The sequence below is a fragment of the Saccharothrix sp. AJ9571 genome, assembly GCF_021725495.1.
Taxonomy (GTDB): Bacteria; Actinomycetota; Actinomycetes; order Mycobacteriales; family Pseudonocardiaceae; genus Amycolatopsis; species Amycolatopsis magusensis.
On record NZ_CP091382.1, the window covers coordinates 3,144,111 to 3,168,625 of the forward strand.

General features: G+C 70.5%; 26 protein-coding genes and 1 riboswitch. Of the genes, 13 read left to right on the top strand and 13 right to left on the bottom strand.

The window, feature by feature from the left end; all coding sequences use genetic code 11:
* Nucleotides 1-28: 28 nt before the first annotated feature.
* From L3Q67_RS14115 to L3Q67_RS14135, 5 genes are all read left to right on the top strand, one after another.
* Nucleotides 29-745, top strand: a complete 717-nt coding sequence (locus tag L3Q67_RS14115) for a hypothetical protein (RefSeq protein WP_499189925.1) — start codon at nucleotides 29-31, stop codon at nucleotides 743-745.
* Nucleotides 746-1,065: 320 nt separating this feature from the next.
* On the top strand, nucleotides 1,066-1,755 hold the full coding sequence (locus L3Q67_RS14120; protein ID WP_499189926.1) for an HIT family protein: 690 nt from the start codon (nucleotides 1,066-1,068) through the stop codon (nucleotides 1,753-1,755).
* Nucleotides 1,745-2,812, top strand: a complete 1,068-nt coding sequence (gene thiL / locus L3Q67_RS14125) for a thiamine-phosphate kinase (RefSeq protein WP_499189927.1) — start codon at nucleotides 1,745-1,747, stop codon at nucleotides 2,810-2,812. The genes L3Q67_RS14120 and thiL overlap by 11 nt, the downstream gene beginning before the upstream one ends.
* Entirely contained in the window at nucleotides 2,809-3,576 is a 768-nt protein-coding gene (locus L3Q67_RS14130; RefSeq protein ID WP_499189928.1) for a hypothetical protein, read from the top strand. The genes thiL and L3Q67_RS14130 overlap by 4 nt, the downstream gene beginning before the upstream one ends.
* Entirely contained in the window at nucleotides 3,567-4,196 is a 630-nt protein-coding gene (locus L3Q67_RS14135; protein WP_499189929.1) for a class I SAM-dependent methyltransferase, read from the top strand. The genes L3Q67_RS14130 and L3Q67_RS14135 overlap by 10 nt, the downstream gene beginning before the upstream one ends.
* Here the strand turns inward: L3Q67_RS14135 and L3Q67_RS14140 are convergent.
* From L3Q67_RS14140 to thiE, 3 genes are all read right to left on the bottom strand, one after another.
* Nucleotides 4,193-4,657, bottom strand: a complete 465-nt coding sequence (locus tag L3Q67_RS14140) for an HIT family protein (protein WP_499189930.1) — start codon at nucleotides 4,655-4,657, stop codon at nucleotides 4,193-4,195. The genes L3Q67_RS14135 and L3Q67_RS14140 overlap by 4 nt on opposite strands.
* On the bottom strand, nucleotides 4,654-5,328 hold the full coding sequence (gene cmk / locus L3Q67_RS14145) for a (d)CMP kinase (protein ID WP_499189931.1): 675 nt from the start codon (nucleotides 5,326-5,328) through the stop codon (nucleotides 4,654-4,656). The genes L3Q67_RS14140 and cmk overlap by 4 nt, the downstream gene beginning before the upstream one ends.
* A 578-nt stretch (nucleotides 5,329-5,906) precedes the next feature.
* A complete protein-coding gene (gene thiE, locus L3Q67_RS14150; RefSeq protein WP_209662870.1) occupies nucleotides 5,907-6,572 on the bottom strand; it encodes a thiamine phosphate synthase in 666 nt (221 codons plus the stop codon).
* A gap of 30 nt (nucleotides 6,573-6,602) precedes the next feature.
* Nucleotides 6,603-6,708, top strand: a riboswitch (TPP riboswitch).
* On the opposite strand from thiE, the gene thiO reads away from it, so the two are divergent.
* The 4 genes from thiO (at nucleotide 6,703) to L3Q67_RS14170 (ending at nucleotide 9,326) form a co-directional block, all read left to right on the top strand.
* Complete coding sequence (gene thiO / locus L3Q67_RS14155; RefSeq protein WP_499189932.1) at nucleotides 6,703-7,791, top strand: glycine oxidase ThiO; 1,089 nt, start codon at nucleotides 6,703-6,705, stop codon at nucleotides 7,789-7,791. (Overlaps the previous riboswitch by 6 nt.)
* Nucleotides 7,791-7,991: a sulfur carrier protein ThiS gene (gene thiS / locus L3Q67_RS14160; protein ID WP_499189933.1), complete on the top strand. Its 201-nt coding sequence runs from the start codon at nucleotides 7,791-7,793 to the stop codon at nucleotides 7,989-7,991. Before thiO ends, thiS begins: the two co-directional genes overlap by 1 nt.
* Before the next feature lies 1 nt (nucleotide 7,992).
* On the top strand, nucleotides 7,993-8,757 hold the full coding sequence (locus tag L3Q67_RS14165; protein ID WP_499189934.1) for a thiazole synthase: 765 nt from the start codon (nucleotides 7,993-7,995) through the stop codon (nucleotides 8,755-8,757).
* A gap of 131 nt (nucleotides 8,758-8,888) precedes the next feature.
* Entirely contained in the window at nucleotides 8,889-9,326 is a 438-nt protein-coding gene (locus L3Q67_RS14170; protein WP_499189935.1) for a MarR family winged helix-turn-helix transcriptional regulator, read from the top strand.
* Here the strand turns inward: L3Q67_RS14170 and L3Q67_RS14175 are convergent.
* From L3Q67_RS14175 to L3Q67_RS14185, 3 genes are read right to left on the bottom strand one after another with little or no spacing between them, the layout of a single operon-like run.
* A complete protein-coding gene (locus tag L3Q67_RS14175; protein ID WP_499189936.1) occupies nucleotides 9,323-10,117 on the bottom strand; it encodes an ion transporter in 795 nt (264 codons plus the stop codon). The genes L3Q67_RS14170 and L3Q67_RS14175 overlap by 4 nt on opposite strands.
* Nucleotides 10,114-10,950, bottom strand: coding sequence for a hydroxymethylpyrimidine/phosphomethylpyrimidine kinase (gene thiD / locus L3Q67_RS14180; RefSeq protein ID WP_499189937.1), 837 nt, complete (start codon nucleotides 10,948-10,950; stop codon nucleotides 10,114-10,116). Before thiD (L3Q67_RS14180) ends, L3Q67_RS14175 begins: the two co-directional genes overlap by 4 nt.
* A 21-nt stretch (nucleotides 10,951-10,971) precedes the next feature.
* Nucleotides 10,972-11,442 carry a nitroreductase family deazaflavin-dependent oxidoreductase gene (locus tag L3Q67_RS14185; RefSeq protein ID WP_499189938.1) on the bottom strand — a complete coding sequence of 157 codons (471 nt, stop codon included), beginning with the start codon at nucleotides 11,440-11,442 and terminating at the stop codon, nucleotides 10,972-10,974.
* A 58-nt stretch (nucleotides 11,443-11,500) separates the two neighbouring features.
* Here L3Q67_RS14185 and L3Q67_RS14190 point away from each other — a divergent pair, with 58 nt between their 5' ends.
* Nucleotides 11,501-11,989, top strand: coding sequence for a MarR family winged helix-turn-helix transcriptional regulator (locus L3Q67_RS14190; RefSeq protein ID WP_499189939.1), 489 nt, complete (start codon nucleotides 11,501-11,503; stop codon nucleotides 11,987-11,989).
* On the opposite strand, the gene thiD (L3Q67_RS14195) is transcribed toward L3Q67_RS14190, so the two are convergent.
* Together thiD (L3Q67_RS14195) and thiC are read right to left on the bottom strand one after the other, a co-directional pair.
* Complete coding sequence (thiD, locus tag L3Q67_RS14195) at nucleotides 11,960-12,781, bottom strand: hydroxymethylpyrimidine/phosphomethylpyrimidine kinase (protein WP_499189940.1); 822 nt, start codon at nucleotides 12,779-12,781, stop codon at nucleotides 11,960-11,962. The genes L3Q67_RS14190 and thiD (L3Q67_RS14195) overlap by 30 nt on opposite strands.
* Complete coding sequence (gene thiC, locus L3Q67_RS14200) at nucleotides 12,778-14,424, bottom strand: phosphomethylpyrimidine synthase ThiC (RefSeq protein ID WP_499191534.1); 1,647 nt, start codon at nucleotides 14,422-14,424, stop codon at nucleotides 12,778-12,780. The genes thiD (L3Q67_RS14195) and thiC overlap by 4 nt, the downstream gene beginning before the upstream one ends.
* Before the next feature lie 282 nt (nucleotides 14,425-14,706).
* Here thiC and L3Q67_RS14205 point away from each other — a divergent pair, with 282 nt between their 5' ends.
* On the top strand, nucleotides 14,707-16,872 hold the full coding sequence (locus tag L3Q67_RS14205) for a glycoside hydrolase family 15 protein (protein WP_499189941.1): 2,166 nt from the start codon (nucleotides 14,707-14,709) through the stop codon (nucleotides 16,870-16,872).
* 70 nt (nucleotides 16,873-16,942) lie between these two features.
* On the opposite strand, the gene L3Q67_RS14210 is transcribed toward L3Q67_RS14205, so the two are convergent.
* Nucleotides 16,943-17,524: a peptide deformylase gene (locus L3Q67_RS14210; protein WP_499189942.1), complete on the bottom strand. Its 582-nt coding sequence runs from the start codon at nucleotides 17,522-17,524 to the stop codon at nucleotides 16,943-16,945.
* A 144-nt stretch (nucleotides 17,525-17,668) separates the two neighbouring features.
* Between L3Q67_RS14210 and L3Q67_RS14215 the strand changes: the two genes are divergently transcribed.
* Both L3Q67_RS14215 and L3Q67_RS14220 read left to right on the top strand, forming a co-directional pair.
* Nucleotides 17,669-17,977 (top strand): DUF3263 domain-containing protein, encoded by a 309-nt coding sequence (locus tag L3Q67_RS14215; RefSeq protein ID WP_209662859.1) that lies wholly within the window; start codon nucleotides 17,669-17,671, stop codon nucleotides 17,975-17,977.
* Nucleotides 17,974-18,636: a LytR C-terminal domain-containing protein gene (locus L3Q67_RS14220; RefSeq protein WP_499189943.1), complete on the top strand. Its 663-nt coding sequence runs from the start codon at nucleotides 17,974-17,976 to the stop codon at nucleotides 18,634-18,636. Before L3Q67_RS14215 ends, L3Q67_RS14220 begins: the two co-directional genes overlap by 4 nt.
* A 446-nt stretch (nucleotides 18,637-19,082) precedes the next feature.
* Here L3Q67_RS14220 and L3Q67_RS14225 read toward each other — a convergent pair whose 3' ends face one another.
* The 4 genes from L3Q67_RS14225 to moeA all read right to left on the bottom strand — a co-directional run bounded on the left by L3Q67_RS14225 (nucleotide 19,083) and on the right by moeA (nucleotide 24,496).
* Nucleotides 19,083-21,359 carry a CDC48 family AAA ATPase gene (locus L3Q67_RS14225; protein ID WP_499189944.1) on the bottom strand — a complete coding sequence of 759 codons (2,277 nt, stop codon included), beginning with the start codon at nucleotides 21,357-21,359 and terminating at the stop codon, nucleotides 19,083-19,085.
* A gap of 10 nt (nucleotides 21,360-21,369) precedes the next feature.
* Nucleotides 21,370-22,326 (bottom strand): CDP-alcohol phosphatidyltransferase family protein, encoded by a 957-nt coding sequence (gene pssA, locus L3Q67_RS14230; RefSeq protein WP_499189945.1) that lies wholly within the window; start codon nucleotides 22,324-22,326, stop codon nucleotides 21,370-21,372.
* Between the two features lie 10 nt (nucleotides 22,327-22,336).
* Nucleotides 22,337-23,053 carry a phosphatidylserine decarboxylase gene (locus L3Q67_RS14235; RefSeq protein WP_499189946.1) on the bottom strand — a complete coding sequence of 239 codons (717 nt, stop codon included), beginning with the start codon at nucleotides 23,051-23,053 and terminating at the stop codon, nucleotides 22,337-22,339.
* 228 nt (nucleotides 23,054-23,281) lie between these two features.
* On the bottom strand, nucleotides 23,282-24,496 hold the full coding sequence (gene moeA, locus L3Q67_RS14240) for a molybdopterin molybdotransferase MoeA (RefSeq protein ID WP_499189947.1): 1,215 nt from the start codon (nucleotides 24,494-24,496) through the stop codon (nucleotides 23,282-23,284).
* Between the last annotated feature and the right edge of the window lie 19 nt (nucleotides 24,497-24,515).

The following is a 24,515-nucleotide window of genomic DNA, read 5'->3' on the forward strand; positions in this document are numbered from 1 at the left end:
AAACGCAGGGGCGGAGAAGAACGGATCCATGTCAGAGGAGAAAGAGACGAAGTCAGGTATCAGACCGATCCAGGTGGCCGCGGCCGCCTTGGCGGCGGTGACCGCCGCCTTGCTCGGCTCGACACTGGGCGTGGCGGGCACCGTGGTCGGCGCCGGGTTGGCCAGTGTGATCACCACCGTGGGTGGCGAACTGTACGTGCGTTCGCTCGAACGGACCAAGCTCGCCGCGTTGCGCGCGCGGACGCTGGGCTCGCGAACGCAGGTGGTGACCGTTGAGTCCCCTTCGGACTCGAAGACGGTTTCCTCGGAATCGCCGGAATCGCCCGTTTCGACGGTGTCACCGGAAACCGAGGAGCAGGCGGTCAGCCGTTTGCGCAAACTGCGCTGGCCACTGCTCATCGGCACCAGCGTGGTGGGCTTCGTGCTGGCGATCCTGGTGATCACCGGGTTCGAGTTCGCCACCGGCAGCAGCGTCTCCGGCGGTGGCGGCAGCACCATCGGCCACATCGTCGGCGGCGGCGGGACCCGGGGCGGTGAACCGGCCGAGCAGGCCCCGGCCTCGGAATCCCGGGAGGCCCCGGCGAGCACGCCGGCCGAGTCCGCGCCGAGCGAGTCCACCGAGCCGACCACCACGGCCCCGGCCGAGCCGTCGGACGAGCCGGCCAGCAGCGCCCCGGAACCGCCGGTCACCACGACCACCAAGCCGCAGCAACCGAGCGCCCAGCCCAGCACCCCGCAGGGCTGACCCTCCCACCCGAACCGCCCGGCGACCACCCGTCGCCGGGCGGTTCCGCGTACCCGGGCGCCGGGAATTCTCCCGAGCGGAATGCGGAAATGGATATGCGCAAATCCTCCCCGGACAGAAACTGGACACCTTACGCGGGTGCCGCAGGCCAGTGGGGACACTTGATCTCCCTGTTCGGGGGTACGGCAAACAGTCGGTCTACCTTTCCTGCCTGCTCTTGCGACGTTCGAGCTAACCTGCCGGGCAAACCCCCGTAACGTGCGGCCGATGCGGAAAAATACCCCGGCATGGCGCATCGCGAGGCGACGTCGGGGGGAAGAATGATCACAGCCGTGCCGTGCACCGGTGCGGATTTCTGCGAAGAGATTTCCGGTGCGGCCGACACCTCGTTCCGTCGTTTCTACGAAGGCGACCCGCCGTCGAGACGCGTCCATTCGACGCCGAACTTCGAACTGCTGGCGGACCTCTCGCCGTTGACCACCGGGCACCTGCTCCTGTTGCCGAAGCGGCACTACCTGTCGTTCGCCCAGGCGCTCGGCGAGCACCAACGGGAAGCCGTGGCACTGATCGAGCGGGTGCGCGGGCTGTACCGCGAGGTTTTCGGCGAGCCATTGTTCCTCGAACACGGTTCCAGTGCCGGTCAGGTGAGCCACGCCTGCATCACGCACGCGCACCTGCACCTGCTCCCCGTTTCCGGACCCGCGGTGGACCGGATCATGCTCGCCGACGGACTGCGCTACCACGACCTGGATTCGATCACCGACCTGGTGCGGCCACCGTGGCCGGATTCCGCCTATTTCCTGCGTTTGCACGAAGGGCACTGCCGCGTTTACCTGCCGACCACACAGCGGCGGCAGTACCTGCGCGCGGTCGCCGGTTCGATTCTTTCGATCGAAGACCCGGAATGGGATTACGCCGTGGTCATGCGCAAGGACGCGCTTCGCTCGACCATGCGGCGGGTCCGTGACTGGCCTGCCCGGCTCGCCATGGAGGAACCCCGTGCCCGATGACCGCGCCTTCTCGGATGAACCGACCAGACTGGCGGAGACCATCGTGCCGCTGTTCGGCCGTCAGCCCGACGCCTTCACGCCGGTGAACTGGCCCGACCGAAGCCGCGTGGACCTCGTGGCGGGGGTGGAAGCGCAGGACGACTGCGCGGTCTACCGCTTCCACGGCGACCACGAGCTGGTGGTCGGTTCGGACTACGTGCGCGGGCCGAAGTTCCGGCTGTACGAGATGGGGCACCTGGACGAGTACGACCTCGGCTACTACCTGGTCGCGGCGAACCTGAGCGACATCGCCGCGATGGGGGCCAAGCCGATCGGCGTGCTGTCGGTGGTGCGCTACCCGCCGGAGATGACCGACGCGGTGTTCCGGCGGGTGCTGGAGGGCATCCGCGACGCCTGCGACGCCTCCGGCTGCCTGAACGTCGGCGGCGACATCGGCGGGGCCGAGCGCCTCATCCTGTCCGCCTCCGCGCTCGGGGTCTGCCCGGCGGGCGGGGCGCTGTTCCGGACCGGCGCGAAGCCGGGGGACGCGATCTGCCTGACCGCGCCGACGGGGTTCGCCGGAGCCGCCATGGCCTACCTGCGTGCCGCCGACCCCGAGCCCGGGATCGAGGAGGACCACCTCGGCACCATGCTCGACTACTGGCGTCGGCCGGAGGCGCGGATCGACAGCGGAATGGCCCTCGGCGCCAGCGGGGTGGTGACCAGTTGCCAGGACACCTCGGACGGGCTCAAGGCCGCGCTGGAAGGCGTCGCGCAGGCGGGTTCCGTCGGGGTCGAGGTCCGCGAGGAGGCGCTGCCGATCCCCGGCGCGGTGTCCGCGGTCGCCGCGCACCTCGGCCTCGACCCGCTGGCCGTCGTGCTCGGTGATTCGGTCGACTTCGAGCTGGTGTTCACCGCGCCCGTCAACCAGCTGGCCGCGTTGTCCGGCCGCCTCGACTTCCACCGGGTCGGCGTGGTCACCGAGCGGCGGGAGGTCGTGCTGGTCCGGCCGGATGGCACGCGGGGCGCACTGCCCGGCAAGGCGTGGCGGCACGCACCGGCCGACGTCCGAGCGTGAAACGGTCGACAGCCAGGCTGCTGGACAAGACCGTGCTGTTGTCGGCGACGCTGGCCTTGGCGGGCAAGGCGTACAACGTCCCGTCGAAGCCGTTCTGGGACGCGCTGGTCGGCCCCCAGCCCGCCCCGATGCTGATCTTGCTGGGCATCGCCGGGATCTTCGGCGCGCTGACCCCGTTCGAGAGCTGGCAGATCCGCAGCCTGGCCGATCGCAACGTGGCCATGCGGCGCTACATCCTCTCCAGTTTCGGGAAGCTGCTGGAGCTCAGCAGGGACATCGAGCCACCGCTGGAGACCGGTGACCTGGCGTTGCACGTGTGGCGCAAGCGCCGCACGCTGCGCCACCCGGTGCGGGGCGTGCTCAAGCGGCTCGGCACCTACCGGATGTCGACCTATCCGAACACGCGGTCCTTCACCCCGGCGCGCGGGGTGGGGGTGGTGGGGCTGTGCTGGAAGGAGGACTGCGAGACCGCCTTCGACGTCGAGCCGCTGGCGCAGGAGCTGACCACCGAGGAGGAGTTCGACCGTTACGTCGAGGAACACAAGCACCGCTGGGTGATGAACCTGACCTGGGAGGAGTTCAAGCGGGTCAGGCACCGCGGGGCCGTGTTCGCCACGCCCATCCGGAACGGGCGCAGCCGGTTCATCGGCTGCGTCAGCCTGGACGCGAGCCACGGCTTCGACGTGCTCAACCGCACGGAGGTGTGGGAGGAGATGACCGCACTGAGCCTCTACATCGGCCGCGAGGAGTTCGAGTGCATCTGAACGAGGACACGACCGGCCGGATCACCCGCGCGACCAGGAAGCTCTACAACGAGCACGCGGACGAATACGCGGTGACGACCGCGACGCTCGACCTGTTCCCCGGGCTGGACCAGGACCTGGACCGCTTCGCCGGCGCGCTGCCCGCCGGTCCGGTGCTGGACCTGGGCTGCGGAGTCGGCCGGGACACCGAGTACCTGGGGTGCCGGGGCCTGGTCGTGGTCGCGGGGGACCTCAGCGAGCGCATGCTGGAGCTGACCCGGTCCCGGTGCGCCCCGGCCGGGGTGGTGCAGCTCGACCTGCTGGACCTGCCGTTTCCGGGTGCCGTGTTCGCCGGCGTGTGGGCGTGCGCGAGCGTGCTCCACGTGCCGCGTGGTGACCACCGCCGGAGTTTCACCGAGATGTACCGCGTGCTCCGGCCGGGAGGACGGGCCGCGATCAGCCTTCAGGCCGGTTCGTTCGAAGGCTGGAAGGACGGCAAGCGCCTGGCGTGTGCGCGGTGGTTCTCCCAGCGCACCCCGGAATCGGTGGAGGCGGAACTGCTGTCCGTCGGGTTCGCGTCGACCACCGTCCACCGCAGCTCGCGAGACACCTGGTTCATCGCGACCGGCTACAAGGGCTAGGCACCCCACTCGTCGGCATCGGTGCCCGGCAGCACGTGCCGGACCCCGCCGCGCGGATCGCGCACGTCGCCGTCGTGGCGGGGGATCAGGTGGATGTGCAGGTGGTCGATCGTGCGACCGGCGGCCCGCCCCTCGTTCACGCCGATCGTGTAACCGTCCGGCTGGTATTCCTTGTCCAGCAGGTCGCGCGCCTCTTTGATGATGGCGTGCGCGGCGGCGGCTTCTTCACCACTGAGGTCGAAATAGCTGGCCACGTGCCGCCAGGGCACGATTTCGACGTGGCCCTTCGCGGCGGGGTAGTTGTCCCAGCGGACGTAGAACAATTCTCGTTCGATCACCACGTTGTTCAACAGCGGGTCGCCGACTTCGCAGAACAGGCAGCCCAGCACGTCGTCACCGTCCGATCGCCGGGTGTTGGCCGGACACGTCGGGGTCAAAAACCCTGTGTCGTTGTCGATCATGGATTCGCTACACCCCGGTCCCGGCAGACGGAAACCATTCGTCCCACCACCTGCGCCACCGACAGTTCGGTGGTGTCGATCTCGACCGCGTCCTCGGCGGGCACCAGTGGCGCCACCGGCCGGGACATATCGGCCTGATCACGCCGGATGACGTCTTCCAGCACCTCTTCGTAGGAGCCGTGCCCTTCTTGGTGCACGCGGCGCCGGGCCCGTATTTCCGGTTTCGCGGTCAGGTAGAACTTCGCCGGCGCTGTGGGGAAGACCACAGTTCCGATGTCGCGGCCCTCGACCACGCAGCGGGTCTGCACGCGGGCCCACTGGTGGATCAGTTCGGTGACGCGGCCGCGCAGTTCGCCGATCCTGGCCACCGCGGAAACCGCCAGGTCGACCGGATTAGATCTCAGTTCCTGCGATCTGTACCGGCTGGAGGTGAACAGGTTGCCGGTCCGGCTTTCGTCGATCAGCCGGTCGCACAGTCCCACGACGGCGGAGCGGTCGTCCACCGGTATGCCGCGGCGGATCGCCTCGTAGGCCACGATGCGATACGTGCGCCCGCTTTCCAGGTACCGCAGGTCGAAGGTGTCGGCCAGGGCCAGGCAGGTGGTGGTCTTACCGGCGGCCGCCGGGCCGTCCACGGCGATGACCACTGTTTTCGCGCTGTCTCCGGACATGGTTGTTCCCCCTTGCAAGTAAAAGACGGCTTGTGGAGGGCCAGAGGTTACCAGGGAAATTCTCGGCGAATGACCAGTCGGAATCGCACTTTACGGTGTACCTGAATGCACTGTTGGTAGCAGGTGAATTCCCACCTTTTTGCGTGGCGGGAAGTACGTTCGTCCGGGCGTTCAGGTGACCCAGTGTCATGGCTGAACAGATCAAGGGCGGACCACCTCACTCAATAGAGGTGTGGCGCTCGCCGTGCTCCCTGGCGCCGGCCGATCACACGATGAGGTAGGCGGTGGTGCCGACGTGCCTCGCCGTCGCACTTGCGCTTCTCCTGTCGCGTGCGCAGAAACCGATGGCCCGATTATGGTGCTTTCACGCTACCGCGACGAGGGTTTCAAAGATTTTTGTGCTGCGGGGGCAACTGGCACAAGTCGGTGTGTTACGCCATCCGGACCTGCGCGCCGGGAGACAATGGGTACTCGCGGCGGCGCCACTGGCAGTGAGTTTCCGGCCATCACCTTTATCGGTCACGTGACGGCCGCGGACGCCCGGTCAGGTGAAAGATTTGGTGCCCAGCCGAAGTAACTTACGCGAGTGCGGATTTCAACGCGTGCGCCGCCGCTCGGGGGTCGTCGGCTTCGGTGATCGCGCGGACCACGACGACGCGGGAAGCGCCGGCTTCCAGCACTTCCGGCAACCGCGGCAGGTCGATGCCGCCGATGGCGAACCACGGGCGGGGCGTGCCCAGCGAAGCGGTTTCCCGCACCAGGTCCAAGCCCGGCGCTTCCCGGCCCGGTTTGGTCGGGGTGGGCCAGCAGGGGCCCGTGCAGAAGTAGTCGACGCCCGGTTCGGCGGCGGCCGCGCGGGCCTGCGCGCCGGAGTGGGTGGAGCGGCCGATGACGACCTCGTCGCCGAGGATGCGGCGGGCCAGCGGCACCGGGATGTCGTCCTGGCCCAGGTGCAGCACGTCCGCTCCGGCGGCCAGCGCGACGTCGGCCCGGTCGTTCACCGACAGCAGCGCGTCGTGCCGGGCGCACGCCTCGGCGAACACCTCCAGCGCCGCCAGTTCCTGCTTCGCCTCGAGCGGTGACCCGCTGGTCTTGTCCCGCAGCTGCACGATGTCGACCCCGCCGGCCAGTGCCGCGTCGAGGAACTCCGCGAGGTCCCCGTGCGCCGAACGCGCGTCCACGCACAGGTACAGCCGCGCCTCGTCGAGGCGCTTCCGGATCTCGTCACCATTCAGCCCAGGCATGGTCGCGACGGTACCCGGTGTGTACCGTGGAATCGTCCGCACGGGAGCCCGAGGCACGGGCTGAGAGGGAGCTGCCGCTCCGACCGTGGAACCTGATCCGGGTCATGCCGGCGCAGGGAGCGTGATTTCCATGAAGCGAAAACACCGCGTCACCGTGGTCGGCGGCGGCATCATCGGCCTCGCCGTGGCCTGGCGCGCGACCACCGCGGGCCACGAGGTCACCCTGGTCGACCCCCACCCCGGCCGGGGCGCGTCCTGGGTCGCGGGCGGCATGCTCGCGCCGGTCACCGAGGCGTGGCCCGGCGAAGAGGACGTGCTCACCCTCGGCGAGGAGTCGCTGCGCCGCTGGCCCGAGTTCGCCCGGCGCCTCGGCGGCTGTGGCCTGTCCGAGCGGGGCACCCTCGTCGCCGCGCTGGACAGCGCCGACCTGGGCGTGCTGGACCAGCTCTCGGCCTACCTCCAGCACGTGGGCCGGTCGGCCGAGAAGCTGACAAGCCGACAGCTGCGCAAGCTGGAACCGGGACTGGCGGGCTCGATCCGCGGTGGTCTCGCCGTGCCGGGCGACCTCTCCGTGGACAACCGGGCGCTGCTCGACGCCCTCAGCCGGGACCTCGATCCGATCCGGGAACAGGTCGTCGAACTCGGGCCCGAGACCGTCCGGACCACCGAACGCACGCTGGCCAGCGATTTCGTCGTGCTCGCCGCAGGCGCGTGGAGCGCCCGGCTGCACCCCGCGCTGGCGAACGCGGTCCGCCCGCTCAAGGGCGAGATCCTGCGCCTGCGCTCCCGGCGCACCACGCTCCCGCCGCCCGCGCACACCGTCCGCGCGTTCGCCGAGGGGCGGCCCATCTACCTCGTGCCGCGTGCCGGTGGCGAACTCGTGCTCGGCGCGACCCAGTACGAGGCCGGGTTCGACGAGGTGGTCACCGCCCGCGGCGTGCGTGAGCTGCTCGACGGCGCCGAGCGCGTCTTCCCGGCGATCGCCGAGTACGAGCTGGCCGAGACCGCCGCCGGGCTGCGGGCGGCCAGCGTGGACAACCTGCCCTTCATCGGCAGGCTGCCCGACGGGGTGTTCGCCGCGACCGGGCACCACCGCAACGGCCTGCTGATGGCGCCGATCACCGCCGACGCGGTGCTCGCCGCGCTCGACGGCACACCGCCGCCACCCGGGGTGGCCGCGGCCGACCCGGCCCGGCTTCGTGAGAAGGAGAGTGTCTGATGCGGATCGTGGTCAACGGCGACGAACGGCAGTTCCCCGACGGCACCACCGTGCGCGAGCTGCTCGAAGCGCTCGGGATCGGTGAGAAGGGCGTGGCCGTCGCGGTCGACGCCGACGTCATCGCCCGTCGCGACTGGGCCGAATTCGTCCCGGCGGACGGCAGCTCGCTCGACATCCTCACCGCGGTCCAAGGAGGCTGACATGACCGAAACCGGCGACCAGCTGCTCATCGGCGAGCACAAGCTGAACTCCCGGCTGATCATCGGCACCGGCGGCGCGAGCAGCCTCAGTTCGCTCGAGCGCGCACTGGTCGCGTCGGGCACCGAGCTGACCACCGTGGCGATGCGGCGGGCCGATGCCGAAGGCGGGTCCGGCGTGCTGGAGTTGTTGCGGCGCTTGGGGATCAAGCTGCTGCCGAACACCGCGGGCTGCCGCAGCTCGGCCGAGGCGGTGCTCACCGCGCGGCTGGCGCGCGAGGCGCTGGAGACGGATCTGATCAAGCTCGAGGTGCACGCCGACGACCGCACCCTGCTGCCCGACCCGCTGGAGACGCTGGACGCCGCCGAGCAGCTGGCCGCCGACGGCTTCACCGTGCTGGTGTACACGAACGACGACCCGGTGCTGGCGCTGCGGCTGGAGGAGGCCGGTTGCGCCGCGGTGATGCCGCTGGGTGCCCCGATCGGCACCGGGCTCGGCATCCGCAACCCGCACAACATCGAGCTGATCGTGTCCAGGGCCCGCGTGCCGGTGGTGCTGGACGCCGGCATCGGTACCGCATCGGATGCCACGCTCGCGATGGAGCTGGGCTGCGACGCCGTGCTGCTGTCCACCGCGGTCACCCGCGCGCAGGACCCGGAGCGCATGGCGCTGGCGATGCGCTCGGCGGTCAACGCCGGGCGGCTGGCGCGCGGGGCGGGCCGGATTCCGCAGCGGTTCTGGGCCCAGGCCTCCTCGCCACCCCGCTGAGCGGAAGGCCTCCATCACAATCGCGGTGGGTTCACGCGGAACCACGGGTGGCGGCACGTATGGTTGACGGCACTTTCGACCACTCGGGGCTGATCCGCGCCACACCTTGCGTGCGCGGTAAGGAGCGTGAGGTGACCACGTCACCGTCTCAGGACGTGTCCGGCCGGCTTTTCCTGGCCGTGGGCAGGCTTTCCCGCTCGTTGCGGCAAGCGGGTGCGCCCGGCCCCGGCCACGGCGCGATCTCCGCTTTGGCCACCCTGGTCAACTACGGGCAACTGCGCCTCGGCGACCTCGCCGCGAAGGAGGGTGTGGCCGCGGCGACCATGTCGCGGATAGTGGCCGCGCTGGTGGAGGCCGGGTACGTCCGCCGCGAGTCCGACCCGATCGACCGCCGCGCCTGGCTGGCCACCGCCACCGAAGAGGGTGAGCGCATGGTCTCCGGCGTCCGGTCGACCCGGGTGCAGGAGTTGAACCGGCGGATCGACCGGCTGCCGCCCGACCTGCGGGAACGGCTGATCGGTGCGCTACCGGCCCTGGAGGCGTTGCTGTCCGACGACGAAGAAGCCTAACGGTTCCGCAGTTCGGCGATTTCGGCACGCAGGGCACGTAGTTCGTCCAGGATTTCGCGGTTCGCCGCGGCCTGGGCCTGCGCCTGCTTGTCCTCTTCCTCGCGGAGCTCGTCGCGCAGTTCGTCCTCCATCGCGCTGACCACCACCGCGATGAACAGGTTCAGCACCGCGAAGCTCGAGATCAGGATGTAGACGACGAAGAAGATCCAGGCCGCGGGTGCCTGCGCCATCACGTCGTCGGCGATCTCCGGCCAGGCTTCGCCGGTCATCACCTGGAACAGGGTGAACAGCGAGGTGCCCAGGTCGCCGAAGTGCTCCGGGGTGATGCCGCCGAACAGCTTGGTGGCCATCACCCCGGCGACGAAGATGATCAACGCCAGCAGTGCGGCGATCGAGGCCATGCCGGGCACCGCGGCGAGCAGGCCGGTGACCACCTTGCGCATGGACGGCACCACGGAGATCAGCCGCAGCACGCGCAGCACCCGCAGGGCCCGCAGCACGGCGAACGGCCCGGTCGCCGGGACCAGCGCGATGCCGACCACGACCACGTCGAACAGGTTCCAGGCGTCCTTGAAGAAGGCCCCGCGGAAGGCCCACAGCTTCACGGCCAGCTCGGCCACGAAGATGCCCAGCGCCAGGTAGTCGAGGGTGTGCAGGAGGGTGCCGTACTCGGCGACCATCCGCGGCGAGGTCTCCAGGCCGAGGGTGATCGCGTTGCCGACGATCACCGCGATGATGAAGTTCTGGAACCGCCTGCTTTCGACGAACGCGCCCACCCGCTCACGGGTCACGCGCGGTCCTCCGGGGCGAGCCGCCAGAACGCCGAGACCGGGCCGACCTTCGCCCCCATCGGGTACGAGTGCGCCACCGCGTTGCTGACGAACCACTTGCCGAACTTCGCCGCCTCGACCACCGGCATGCCGCGCGCGAGGCCCGCGGTGAACGCCGAGGCCATCGCGTCGCCGGCGCCGTGCGTGTGCGGGGTCGAGAACCGCTGCCCCGGCAGCTCGACGAAGTCCTCGCCGTCGAAGAGCAGGTCGACGCACTCCGGATCGCTCACCAGGTGCCCGCTCTTGACCAGCACGTACCGCGGGCCGAGCGCGTGCAGGGCGACCGCGGCCTCGCGCATGCCGTGCCGGTCGGTCACCTCGAGCCCGGTGAGCAGGCGCACCTCGTCCAGGTTCGGCGTGAGCACGGTGGCGCGGGGGAGTAGCAGTTCTCGCAGCGCGCCGAGCCCGGCGTCGTCGAACAGCGGGTGCCCGTGCATGGACGCGGCCACCGGATCGACCACGAACGGGATGCGCCGGTCGCGGCCGATCTCGGCGGCGTCGCAGGCCGCGGCCACGGCCTCGATGATCTCGCCGGAAGCGAGCATGCCGGTCTTGGCCGCGCCCACGCGCATGTCCGCGGCGACCGCCTCGATCTGCCCGGCGACGATGTGCGGCGGGAGGTCGGTGCGGTCGTGCACGCCGAGCGTGTTCTGCACGGTGACCGCGGTGACCGCGACCAGCCCGTGCACCCCGCAGGTGAGGAAGGTACGCAGGTCGGCCTGCAGTCCGGCGGCCCCGCCGGAGTCGGAGCCGGCGATGGTCAGCGCGGCAGGCGGGCTGGTGGCTTCCGTCATGCCCCCAGTGTCCCGCCCTGGTCAGGACCCCGGCGAGCGGGTGAGCCGGAGGACCGGGATTTCGCGGTCGGTTTTGGCCTGGTACCCGGCGAACCCGGAGTGCTCGCCCACCACCTTCGCCCAGACCTCCGCCCGGCGCTCGCCCGTCAGCTGTTCCGCGACGACCGGGATCTTCTCACCACCCACTTCGATGGTGACCCGGTCCGGGTGCTTGGCGATGTTGTAGTACCAGGCCGGATTGCGTGCCGAGCCGCCGGCGGAGGCGATGACCAGCCAGCCGTCGCCGTCGCGGAAGTAGGCCAGCGCGGTGGTCCGCGGCTCACCCGACTTGGCGCCGATCGCGGTCAGGTACAGCACGTCCATCCCGCGGAACTTGTCGCCCTGCTTGCGGTGCTGGTCGATCAGCCGGCGCCGGAGCACCTTCATCGTCCACATCATCGCCTTGGCGCCGCGCGTGCCGCGGGAGCCGTTCTTCACCGGAACGATTTCCATGACAACCATCGTATCTACAATCGTTAGGGCGTCAACCGGCCGGAGTTACACTGGACCGGTGATCTCGGAGAGTGAAGCGACCCGGGCGTGGGGGAACCTGCACCAGCTCTACAGCGCCATCCGGCGGCTGCTCGACCAGGGCATCGAGGCCGAAGCGGGCTGCTCGCTGGCCGATCACGACCTGCTCACCGCCCTGCGCGGCAGCCCGGACGGGCAGTTGCAGATGCTCGAACTGGCCGACCGGCTCGGCGTCACCCGCGGCGGGCTGACCCGGATCGTCGACCGCCACGTCGACCGCGGCTGGGTCCGGCGGGACCGGCCCGAGCACAACCGCCGCGAGGTCTACGCCGTGCTCACCGAGGACGGCGACCGGACGCTCGTGCAGGCACGCGAGGTCTACGTGCGCGTGCTGTCCGAGACCCTGGGCGCCCACCTCGACCCGGACGAACTGGCCGATTTCCAGCAGTGCAGCCGAAAACTCGTGCACGAACTCTCGACGACCGGCTGCTGCCCGGGACTAGTCGCCAGCGAGCCGCCAGAACGGTGAGACCGGGCCGACGCCGGCGCCGAGGGGGTAGGCCTCGGCGACCGAGCGTTCGATGAACCGCTTGCCCGCCTCGACCGCGTCCGGCACGCCGAGCCCCTTCGCCAGCCCCGAGGTGATCGCCGAGGCCAGGGTGTCACCGCCGCCGTGGGTGTGCGGGGTGTCGTACCGCGGCCCGGTCAGTTCGATGCACTGGACGCCGTCGGAGAGCAGGTCGGTGCACTCCGGGTCCTCGTAGAGGTGCCCGCCCTTGACCAGCACCCACTGCGCCCCGAACTCGAGCAGGGCGCCGGCCGCCTCCCTCTGGCTTTCGCGGCCGGTCACCTCCACCCCGGTGAGCAGGCGCACCTCGTCCAGGTTCGGCGTGACGAGGCTGGCGCGCGGGAACAGCTCGGTGCGGATCGCCTCGAGCGCCTCCTCGCGCAGCAGCGCGTCACCGTGCATCGATGCCGCGACGGGGTCCACCACGAACGGGATCTCCGCGTTCCGTCCGATGTGGACCTCGTCGAGGGTCTTCGCCACCGCCTGGATGATCTCGGCGGTGGCCAGCATGCCGGTCTTCGCCGCGTCCACGCCCATGTCCGAGGCCACCGCCTTGATCTGCGCGGTGACCACGTCGGCCGGGATCTCGGTGAACCCCTGCACGCCCAGCGAGTTCTGCACGGTGACCGCGGTGATCGCGGTCATGCCGTGCACCCCGTTGGCGAAGAACGTGCGCAGGTCGGCCTGGATGCCCGCGCCACCACCGGAATCGGAGCCGGCGATGGTCAGCGCGGTGCGCGGCGTGGCGGTCACGGGCGCTCGACCACCGGCAGGTAGACCTTGCCACCCCGGGCGCCGAACTCCGCGGACTTCTCCTGCATCCCGGCCTCGATCGCCTCCACAGTGGACAGTCCGTGTTCCTCGGCGTACTTGCGCACGTCGTGGGTGATCCGCATGCTGCAGAACTTCGGCCCGCACATCGAGCAGAAGTGCGCGGTCTTGGCCGGTTCGGCGGGCAGCGTCTCGTCGTGGAACGAGCGCGCGGTGTCCGGGTCGAGCGCCAGGTTGAACTGGTCGTTCCAGCGGAAATCGAAGCGAGCCTTGGACAGCTCGTCGTCCCACTCCTGGGCGTACGGATGCCCCTTGGCCAGGTCGGCGGCGTGCGCGGCGATCTTGTAGGTGATCACCCCGGTCTTCACGTCGTCGCGGTTGGGCAGGCCCAGGTGCTCCTTCGGCGTGACGTAGCAGAGCATCGCCGTGCCGTACCAGCCGATCTGGGCCGCGCCGATGGCCGAGGTGATGTGGTCGTACCCGGGCGCGATGTCCGTCGTGAGTGGACCGAGGGTGTAGAACGGCGCCTCGCCGGTGAGCTGTTCCTCCAGCTCCACGTTCTCCTTGATCTTGTGCATCGGCACGTGGCCGGGGCCTTCGATCATCACCTGCACGTCGTGCTCGCGGGCGATGTGCGTGAGCTCGCCGAGGGTTTCCAGTTCGGCGAACTGCGCGCGGTCGTTGGCGTCGGCGATGGAACCGGGGCGCAGGCCGTCACCGAGGGAGAAGGTGACGTCGTACTGCTTCAGGATTTCGCACAGCTCGGCGAAATGCGTGTACAGGAAGGATTCCCGGTGGTGTGCCAGGCACCACGCGGCCATGATCGAACCACCGCGCGAGACGATGCCGGTGACCCGGCGGGCGGTCAGCGGCACGTACCGCAGCAGCACCCCGGCGTGCACGGTCATGTAGTCCACGCCCTGCTCGCACTGCTCGATCACGGTGTCCCGGTAGACCTCCCAGGACAGCTTTTCCGGTTCCCCGTCGACCTTTTCCAGTGCCTGGTAGATCGGCACGGTGCCGACCGGCACCGGCGAGTTGCGCAGGATCCACTCGCGGGTCTCGTGGATCCGCTTGCCGGTGGACAGGTCCATGATGGTGTCGGCACCCCAGCGGGTGGCCCAGACCATCTTGTCGACCTCTTCCTCGACCGAGGACCAGACCGCCGAGTTGCCCATGTTCGCGTTGATCTTCACCAGGAAGTTCTTGCCGATGATCATCGGCTCGCTCTCCGGGTGCCTGCGGTTGACCGGGATCACCGCGCGGCCGCGGGCGACCTCGTCGCGCACGAACTCGGGGGAGACGCGCTCGCGGGCGGCGATGAACTCCATCTCCCTGGTGATCACGCCCGCCTTCGCCCAGCCGAGCTGGGTGTTGTGCTCGCGTCCGTCGGCCCACCCGGCCCGCAGCCGGTGTAGTCCACTGTGGACATCGATGGTGACGTCGGGGTCGGTGTACGGGCCCGAGGTGTCGTAGACGTCGAAGTGGTCCCCTGTGGACAGATCGATCCGCCTCGCCGGGACGCGGAGGCCGGATTCGGTGCGGTGGTAGACCTTGTGCGAGCCGGTGATCGGCCCGGTGGTCACGGTCGGTGTGACGGTGGCGTCATTTTCCAGTGTCGTCAACGACATTCACTCCCTACGCCGGCATTACCCGGTCAGGTTCATGCGGTCGGCGGCACCGGGTCCCGTGGACAGGACACCAGCCACCCTCTCAGCCCGCCAAGGCGCGAGCTCCCGCGGTTGCGGTGTTCGGTTGTCCCCCGACCATGCCATGCCGACCGCCGCCTTGCCAAGTGACCCCGGCTGTGGGAGTTCTGCCAGAAACTCACCTGTATGGGGCATGCGCGGTTTTTCGGCACCGAGCAGAATGGGCCAGCTTCTGTAACGGTGCAGATTGGGGCGAGCATGCGAAGGCCGTTGATCCTCGCGTTGACCGGGATGCTGGCCGCGGGATTGTTACCCGCGGTGGCCGCGGCGGAAGCGGGGGGTGGTGCGGCCCCCGGAGGGCCCGGTGCCCACCCGCTTTGGCTTCCCGCCGGGAAAACCGGGTTCGGCGGGTCCCGCGACCAGGCCAGCAACGTCTGGTTCACCCTCCACAGTGGTCAACTTTCCGACGTCTACTACCCGGACCTGTCCACGCCGAGCATCCGCTCGCTCGGCTTCGTGGTGACGGACGGTAAGAGTTTCGCGGCCACCGACGCCGACGCGAAGTTCGAGCAGGTGCGCCGCACTTCGCCGGACGGGCTGACCTACGAGCAGACGATCACCGACGAGAAGAAGCGCTGGAAACTGCGCAAGACCTACGTCACCGACCCCGAACGCGCGAGCGTGCTGGTCGACGTCGACTTCACCTCGCTGACCGGCAAGCCGTACCAGCTCTACGCGGTGCTCGACCCGGACCTCGACAACAACGGCACCGACGATTCGGCCAAGACCGAGGGCGACACCCTCGTCGCCACCGACGGCCAGGTCACCTCGGCGCTGGCCGCGAACCCGGCGTTCACCAAGACCAGCAACGGTTTCTCCGGCACCTCCGACGGCGCGACGCAACTGCTCAAGTCGTTCCAGCTCAAGAGCTACGACACCGCGGGCAAGGGCAACGTGGTGCAGACCGGCCAGCTGGCCGCCGACGGGCTGAAGTCCCGGCGGGCCACGCTCTCGCTCGGCTTCGGCGAGCAGGCGGCCGCCACCGCGAAGGCCTCGCTGAAGACCGGGTTCGGCCCGGCCCGCAAGGCGAACGAAGCGGGCTGGCGGAACTACCTGCGCGACCTCAAGGACGTCCCGGCCTCGGTGGCCGGGAAGCGCGATCTGTACAAGGCGTCGATGCTGATGCTCGCCGCCAGCGAGGACAAGCTGAACCCGGGCGCGTTCATCGCCTCGCCGAGCATGCCGTGGCAGTTCGGCGACAACGGGCCGGGCTGGCTGCCCTCGGGCACCTACCACCTGGTCTGGCCGCGGGACCTCTACCAGATCGCGACCGGCATGCTGGCCGCCGGCGACGAGGGCGCGGCCCAGCGGTCGATCGAGTACATGTTCACCCGGCAGCAGCAGGCCGACGGGCACCTGGCGCAGAACACCGACGTCGACGGCACCCCGTACTGGACCTCCATCCAGCTCGACGAGACCGCGCTGCCGATCGTGCTCGCGCAGCAGGTCGGCATCGACGCGGAGCTGTGGCCGAACATCCGCAAGGCCGCCGACTTCCTGATCGACTACCGAGGCCCGAACGGCCAGGCGTCCCCGTGGTCGCAGCAGGAACGCTGGGAGGAGCAGGACGGGTACTCGCCGTCCACCATCGCTTCGGTGATCGCCGGGCTGGTGTGCGCGGCGGAACTGGCGAAGGAGCACGGCGACGCGGCGTCGGCCGAGCGGTACCTCGCCAAGGCCGACGAGTTCAAGGGCAAGCTCGCCGAGTGGACGGTGACCACGAACGGTCCGCTGTCGGACGACCCGTACTTCGTGCGGTTGACCAAGGACGGCAACGCGAACAACGGCACCGTCTACAACCTGGGCAACTCCAGCTACGACGCCGACCAGCGCGCGGTCGCCGACGCCGGCTTCCTCGAGCTGGTGCGCCTGGGCATCTACGCGCCGGACGACCCGGTCATCCGCAACAGCCTCGAGGTGGTCGACAACGAGATCTCCTACACCACGCCGACCGGCCAGTTCTGGCACCGCTACACCGGCGACGGCTACGGCGAGCGGGCGGACGGCTCGCAGTGGGAGATGGAGCTGCCGCCGGGTTCCCGGCAGACCTTCGGGCGGCTGTGGCCGCTGCTGGCCGGTGAGCGCGGCGAGTACGAACTGGCCAACGGCGAGCTGGGCGCGGCGAAGCGGCGGCTGCGCGACCTCGGCCGGGTGGCCGGGACCGGCGACACCATGCCCGAGCAGGTGTGGGACGAGAACGCGCCGTCGGGTCAGCCGGGCTTCCCGACCGGCAAGGGCAACCAGTCGGCCACCCCGCTGGCCTGGACGCACGCGCAGTTCGTCCGGCTCGCGTGGTCGGTGCAGGAGAAGAAGGTGATCGAGCAGCCCACCGCGGTGCGGTGCCGCTACCTGGGCTCCTGCTGACCGGCCTCGCCCAATGCTATGAGTGGGGCATTACTAGCGTTCATTGCAAGTAATGCCCCACTCATAGCATTCAGTCGTCCGGGTCGGCCTCGGGGTCGTGGTCCGGGTCCGGCAGCCAGGCGTTGCCCGGGACACCCCACTTGTTGCGCTTGAGCATGCGCCTTGCCTCGCGGGCGTACCGGCCGACCAGGCGGTCCAGGTAGATGTACCCGTCGAGGTGGTCGGTCTCGTGCTGCAGGCAGCGCGCGAAGTAGCCGGTGCCCTCCACCTCGAGCGGGTTGCCGTCGAGGTCCTGGCCGGTCACCTTCGCCCAGCTCGCGCGGCCGGTCGGGTACGACTCGCCGGGGGCCGACAGGCAGCCCTCCCAGTCGTCGTCCGGGTCCGGCATGGTTTCCGGGATCTCGGAGGTCTCGAGCTTCGGGTTGACCACCACGCCCTTGTGCCGCACGCCCTCGTCGTCGGGGCAGTCGTAGACGAAGATGCGCAGGTCCAGGCCGATCTGGTTGGCCGCGAGGCCGACCCCCTGCGCGGCGTACATGGTCTCGAACATATCGTCGGCCAGCGTGCGCAGCTCGTCGTCGAACTTGTCGATCTCACGCGTGGGCTGGTGCAGTACGGGCTCGCCGGCGATCACGATGGGGTGGACGGTCACGGTCCGGGAGCTTACCGAGGGTCTTGCCGTGACGCGCCGGGTGTGATGCCGGGCCGGGGAGCTACGCGCGTGATCTAATGGGCGCCGCGGAAACGACAACCGTGTGATTCGCGCACGCAAGCGAACTTGATTGCGAGGGCCCAGATGGACGCCGCGGAGTCGATGGCTCGCCGTCGCCGCCCGGCGGACGCCGGCCCGGCCGGGCTCTCGGCGCGCGAGCAGGAGATCCTGGCGTTCGAGCGGCAGTGGTGGAAGTACGCCGGCGCGAAGGAACAGGCCATCCGGGAGCTCTTCGCGATGTCGTCCACGCGGTACTACCAGGTGCTGAATCAGTTGATCGACAAACACGAGGCGATGCAGGCCGACCCGATGCTGGTCAAGCGCCTGCGCAAGACGCGTGCCGCCCGCCAGCGGACCCGCGCGGCACGACGGTTGGGGATAGATCTTCCATGAGCTGGTTCCAGGGGCGGCCGCTGCGGATGGCCGGCTTCGTACTGATCGCGCTGGCCCTGGTGGCCGCGGTGGCCGGCGGAGTCGTCTCGCTCAACGGCGGCAACGGTGGCGACACCGCCTCACCTTCGCCCACCTCCGAAACGCCACCGCCGGGCGACACCGGCAACCCGCAGGACCCGCCGCCGGCGTCACCGCCGCCCGGCTCGTCGGAGGTCCTGCCGCCGACGCAGCCCGGGCCGTCCACGCCGCCGCCGGGTGACCCGAACAACCCGCAGAATCCGCAGAACCCGCCGCCGGGTCAGCCGGTGCCGCCCGCGCCCGGTGGTGGTACGCCGGAGGAGCAGGCCGCGGCGAAGTGGGTCACCGTGCGGGTCTACAACAACAGCACCATCCACGGCCTCGCCGCCCGCGCCGGGGACGACTTCCGCTCGCAGGGGTGGGTCGTCGCCGAGACGAGCAACTACTCGGGCGGCATCATCCCGACGACCACCGCGTACTTCCGCCCGGGCGTAGCCGACGAGGAGACCGCGGCGCGGGCCCTGGGAGCTGCCTTCGGTATGCGGGTGGAGCCGCGGTTCGAAGGTATCGCGGGGTCGAGTGGCGGGGTGATCGTGATCGTGACGAACGACTACGGGTCCGCTGATACGAAGGGGAAGTAGGGCTCGTTCCGGCTCCCCGGTTTTCTAGTGTGACGACGGCGGGGGTTCTGTTGTCAAGGCGGGAAAGATGCCTTGACAACAGAACCCCCGCCGTGTTTTTGGCTGAGGACCGGGGAGGGAAGGGGGAGTGTGGGCGCTCTCCCCTTGAGCTTCCGGGTCGCGTTTGGCCGTCCCCCGGTTCGGCTCGCGAGGGGCGGTGTCACGAATGTGGCTTTGGGGGCGGATTCGGCCCCCAAAGCCACATTCGTGTCCGGTGGGGTGCGGCGAGTGTGGGGTTCGGCTGCGGGAGTGTGGGACTCGGGTGCCTGAGTGTGGGGTTCGGGTGTCTGAGTGTGGGACTCGCGGGATGGGCGAGTTCTACGTTCGTGCAGCCGAGTTCTACGTTCGGGTAGTTGAAGTCCACATTCGGGCGGCCGAGTTCCACATTCGTGACGTGGGCAAGGGGGCTAGTCGGCGCGGTTGGCGGCGTAGGCTTCCAGGGCGGCCAGTTGGCCCGGGTCCAGTGAGGGGCGGACGGCGGCTCGTGCTTTTTCCAGGTGGGCGGCGGTGACCTCGGTGGCGTCCAGTGACTCGCGCATGGCGGTGAGGGCGGCTTCCCGGATGAGGGCGGCGCAGTCCGCGGCCGAGTAGCGGTCCAAAGTGGACGCGACGCGGTCCAGGTCGACATCGGCGGCCAAGGGGGTGTTCTTCGAGTTGGCCCGCAGGATCGCGGCCCGTGCCTCGGCGTCCGGTGGCGGGACGTAGACCATGCGCTCCAGCCGACCCGGCCGCAGCAGCGCCGGGTCCACCAGTTCCGGGCGGTTGGTCGCGCCGAGCACCACGACCTCGCGCATCGGCTCCACGCCGTCCAGTTCCGTGAGCAGTGCGGCGACCACCCGGTCCGAGACGCCCGAGTCGCTCGACTGGCCACGCCGCGGGGCCAGTGCGTCGATTTCGTCCAGGAACACCAGTGAAGGCGCGGCTTCGGCGGCTCGGCGGAAGAGCTCCCGCACCGCTCGCTCCGACTCGCCGACCCACTTGTCCATCAGCTCGGCGCCCTTGACCGCGAACACGTTCAGCGCCCCGGTGCCCGCGAGCGCGCGCACCAGGAAGGTCTTGCCACCGCCGGGAGGGCCGTACAGGAGCACCCCGCGCGGCGGCGCGACGCCCAGGCGGGCGAAGGAATCCGGGTAGCGCAGCGGCCACAGGACGGCTTCGGTGAGCGACTGCTTCACCTCCACCATGTCCCCGACATCCTCCAGCGTCAGCCCGCCGGTGGCCAGGTTGTCCGAAGTGGACATCGAGATCGGCCGCACGCTGGACACCGCGTCGAGCAGGTCCTGGGCGCCGATCACCGGTTCATCGGTGTCCCGCTGCCGCAACGCCGCCCGCAGCGCGGCCTCCCGGCGCAGGGCGATCAGGTCCGCCGCGACGAAACCCGGGGTCCGCTCGGCGATCGCGCCGACCTCCACGTCGCCGTCGAGCGGCACGTCGCGCAGCAGGATGCGCAGCAATTCCGTGCGCACCTTGGCATCCGGCAGCGCGAGCGAGAGTTCGCGGTCGAGCAGGTCACCGCCGCGCAGGCGCGGGTCGACGGCCTCCGGGTGCGCGGTCGTCGCGATCAGCGCCACGTCCGTCCGGGTCAGCGCGCCGCGCAACTGCTCCAGCAGCACGGTCGCCACCGGCGGCGGGGACGACGCGGGCAGCAGTGTGTCGATGTCGGTGATCAGCAGGACCGCGGGGGTGGTGCCGTTCGCGGTCCGCTCGATCGCCTCGTTCAGCCGTGCGGCGGCCGCGTTCGGCTCCAGCACGGCGATGTTCGGCGCGGCCAGCGTCACCACGCGCACCTGCTCGGCCTGCCCGACCGAGCGCACCAAGGTCGTCTTGCCGACGCCTTCGGGCCCCGAGACCAGCACGCCGAGCCGTGCCGAGGTGCCCAGTTTGGCCAGCAGTTCGGGGCGGTGGAAGGCGAGTTCGAACCATTCGCCCAGGCGCCGCGCGCAGCTCGACGCACCGGCCAGGTCGGCGATCGGCGGCACCGGCTCGTCCTCGGCCTCTTCGACCACCTCGGCGTCGATGAAGTCGTCCACAGTGGACTGAGGTGCGGCCGCGGTGACGGTGACCGTGGTGCCGGGGCGGGCCGAGGGCTCGGGGGCGGGCACCGCGTCGCCGGTGCGGGCGCCGTCGCGCCAGGCGACCACAGTGGACGGTCCGACCGCGACCGGGCCGGACGGCTCGGCGGCGGTGATGGTCAGCAGCTCACTGGTCCACGTGCCACCGATGGCGTTCGAAAGCTTGCTGCGCACGGCGGAGACGTCCGCGCCGGGCGGCGGCGCGAGGTCCTGGGGGAGCAGGGAAACCGCGTCCCCGACGGTCAGCACCTTGCCGATCAGCGCGAGCCGCACGGTGGCGGGTGGCAGCGAGACGCTGGCCAGGCGCGAACCGGCGACGGTGACCGACTTCGCGGCGGAGACCTCCGCCGGGGCGAGGACCACCTCCGCGCCTTCGGTGACCCCGAGGTTCGACATCGTCACGTCGTCGAGCAGCACCACCCCGGGCGGGCCGTCGCCGTCGGAGGGGGCGGCCAGCGCGGCGCTCACGCGGGCACCGGTCAGGTGCACGGCGTCCCAGGCGTGCAGGCCCAGCGCGTCGAGCACCTCGGGGTGGAGGCGGACCACACCGCGGCGGGTGTCGGTCGCGGACGGGCTGTGGCGGACGGTCAGCGTGATCTGCGGCGAACTCACGCCGACGACCCTAGTCGGCCCGGCCCTGTCCGCGCCTCAAGCCGAGGCTGCGCCAGCTGCGCTTGCGGTCGTGGCGCCCGCGCGGGCCCTGGCTGACCTCGTGGGCCCCGTTGCGCCGGACGGCTCGCCGCGCGGCACCGGCCACCCGGCGCCGCAGTGGACGGCGCAGGCCGAGCCGGCGCGCGCTGCGGGCCCGGCGGATCGCCCGGCGTTCGCGGGCGGGCACGTCCCAGGCTTCGGGGTGCCGGGCGAGCCAGCGGAAACGGCGCACCGCGTAGGGCACGTGCACCAGGTAGAGCAGCAGCGCCGCGGCCAGCGCGATCAGCGGGTACAGGATGATCGTCGCGGCCAGCACGCCGACCAGCACCAGCAGCGGCCCGACCGCCTTCGGCGCCACCTTGACCGTCTTCAGCGACAGCGTGGGGATCCGGCTGATCGCCAGCGCGGCGATCGCCACCGTCCACACCAGCACCACCACCTGCGAGGACCACCAGCCCTCGCCGAACTGCAGGCTGAGGGTGAGCGGCAGCAGGACCAGCAGCCCGCCGGCCGGGGCGGGCACGCCGACGAAGAACTCGGCCGCGTACGGCGGCTGCTCGGTGTCGTCGAGCAGGGTGTTGAACCGCGCCAGGCGCAGGATCATGCAGACGGCGAAGAGCAGCGCGGCCACCCAGCCGATGCGCTCGCCGTCGGCGTGCCAGATGTAGAGCACCAGCGCCGGGGCCACGCCGAAGGAGATGCCGTCGGCCAGCGAGTCCAGCTCGGCGCCCATCTTGGAGGTCGCGTCGAGCATGCGGGCGATGCGGCCGTCGAGGCTGTCGAGCACCGCGGCGATGCCGATCGACGCGATCGCCATGGCGTAGTTCCCGGTGAGCGCGAACTGCACGGCGGACAGCCCGGCGCACAGCGCGAGCACGGTGATCGCGTTCGGCAGCAGCCGAACGCCCGGATTGGTCCGGACGGTCACGGCGGGCCCCCTACGACTGCGCTGCCGGGAGTTCGGCCAGCACGGTCTCGCCGCCGATCGTGCGCTGGCCCTTGCTCACCAGCACCTTGCTGCCGGGCGGCAGGTAGGTGTCCACCCGCGAGCCGAACCGGATGAGCCCGTAGGTGTCGCCAGCGGTGACCTTCTCGCCGTCGCCGACCTCGCACAGGATCCGGCGCGCGACCAGCCCGGCGATCTGGGTGACGACCAGTTCGTGGCCGTCCTCGGTGCGCAGCAGCAGGGAGTTGCGCTCGTTGTCGTCGCTGGCCTTGTCCAGGTCCGCGGAGAGGAACTTGCCCGGCCGGTAGGCGACCTTCTCCACCACGCCGGTGGCGGGCACGCGCTGGACGTGCACGTCGAACACCGACAGGAAGACGCTGACGCGCATCCGCGGCTCGGCGGGCAGGCCCAGCTCCGGCGGCGGGGTGGCCTCCTCGATCAGCGAGACCAGGCCGTCGGCGGCGGCCAGCGCGAGCCCGGAACGGGCCGGTGGCACGCGGGCGGGCTCGCGGAAGAAGGCGGCGGTGGCGACCGTGCCGAGCCCCGCGAGCAGGCCGAGCGGCTTGGAGAACCGGCGCAGCACCAGTGTCGCGGCGAGCCCGCCGAGCACGAAGGGCCGTCCGGCCCGGTGCATCGGTGGCACGGTCTCACGCGCGAGGGTCATCGCGTGCTTGATCGGGTTGGCTGGCGCGTTGGTTCCGGCGCTCATCTCTGCTGAATCCCCGGGGGTCGTGGTCGGCGGACGGCTTGCCCGCCGCGTGGTGTGGCCACGCTACCGCCCGACATCGGCTGCCGGGTTACCGACCGGGTACGTGCACCCCCCGACGAGTGCACGCGCCCGGTACGACGACTGAATACCCGCGGAAGCCGGATTGTATTCCACCCACCGGCAGCCTGACCACTGTTCGTGTGGAGGTGATGACCAAAAGTCATCAATTCAGAGCAGGAGGACGTTCACTTCGGAGCCCTTCGGCGCTTCCGTGACGTCCTCCGGCAGCACGATGAGGCAGTTCGCCTGGGCGAAGGCGGCCAGCAGGTGCGAGCCGGGACCGCCGCGCGGGCCGACCTCGCCGGTGACCTCGCCGTCGGAGTGCGAGTAGAAGCCCCGGCGGAACTGGGCTTTCCCAGCCGGTGACCGCAGTGCCTCGGTCAGCTTCGCGCGCACCCTCGGACGGTCCACAATGGAGTGTCCCATCGCGGCGAGCACCGCGGGCCGGACGAAGACCTCGAAGGAGACCAGGCTGCTCACCGGGTTGCCGGGCAGGGTGAACACCGGCACGCCGTTCCAGCGGCCGAGCCCCTGCGGGCCGCCCGGCTGCATGGCCACCTTCCGGAACTCCACGCCCGCGCCGGTCAGCGCGTCCTTGACCACCTCGTACGCCCCCGCGCTCACCCCGCCCGAGGTGATCAGCAGGTCCACCGACGCCAGCCGCGGCTCGATCACCGCGCGGAACTCGGTCACGTCGTCGACCACGCTGCGGATGGTCTCCACGTGGCAGCCGAGCGCCCGCAGCGCGGCCACCAGCATCACGCTGTTCGACTCGTAGATCTGCCCGTGCTTCAACGGGGCAGGCGCGGTGACCAGCTCCGAACCGGTGGACACCACCAGCACCCGCGGCGCGGTGAACACCGCGAGGGAGTCGAGGCCGACCGCGGCGGCCAGGCCGACCTGCGCCGGTCCGAGCAGGGTGCCGCGGGTCAGCGCCGTGGTGCCGCGCCGCACGTCTTCGCCGGTGCGCCGCAAGTGGTTCCCCGGTGGCACCGCGGCGAACACCCGCACGGTTTCCACGCCGCCGTCGGTCTTTTCCACCATCACCACGGTGTCGGCGCCGGGCGGCATGGGCGCGCCGGTCATGATCCGGTGCGCGGTCCCGGGCAGCAGCGGGGGCGAATCCACCCGCCCGGCCGGGATGTCCTCGGCGACCGGCAGCGTCACCGGCGTGCTTTCGCTCGCCTCGGCCACGTCGACCGCGCGCACCGCGTAGCCGTCCATCGCGGAGTTGTCGAACGGCGGCAGCGACACGTCCGCCGTCACGTCCTCGGCGAGGACGAGCCCCGCGCAGTCGGCCAGTGGCAGGCGCACGGGGGTCCGGCCGCCGAGCAGCGCGGTCACCTCGGCGCGGTGGTGTTCGACGGAGATCACGCGGACCATCCTCCCCGGCCGGGCCCGT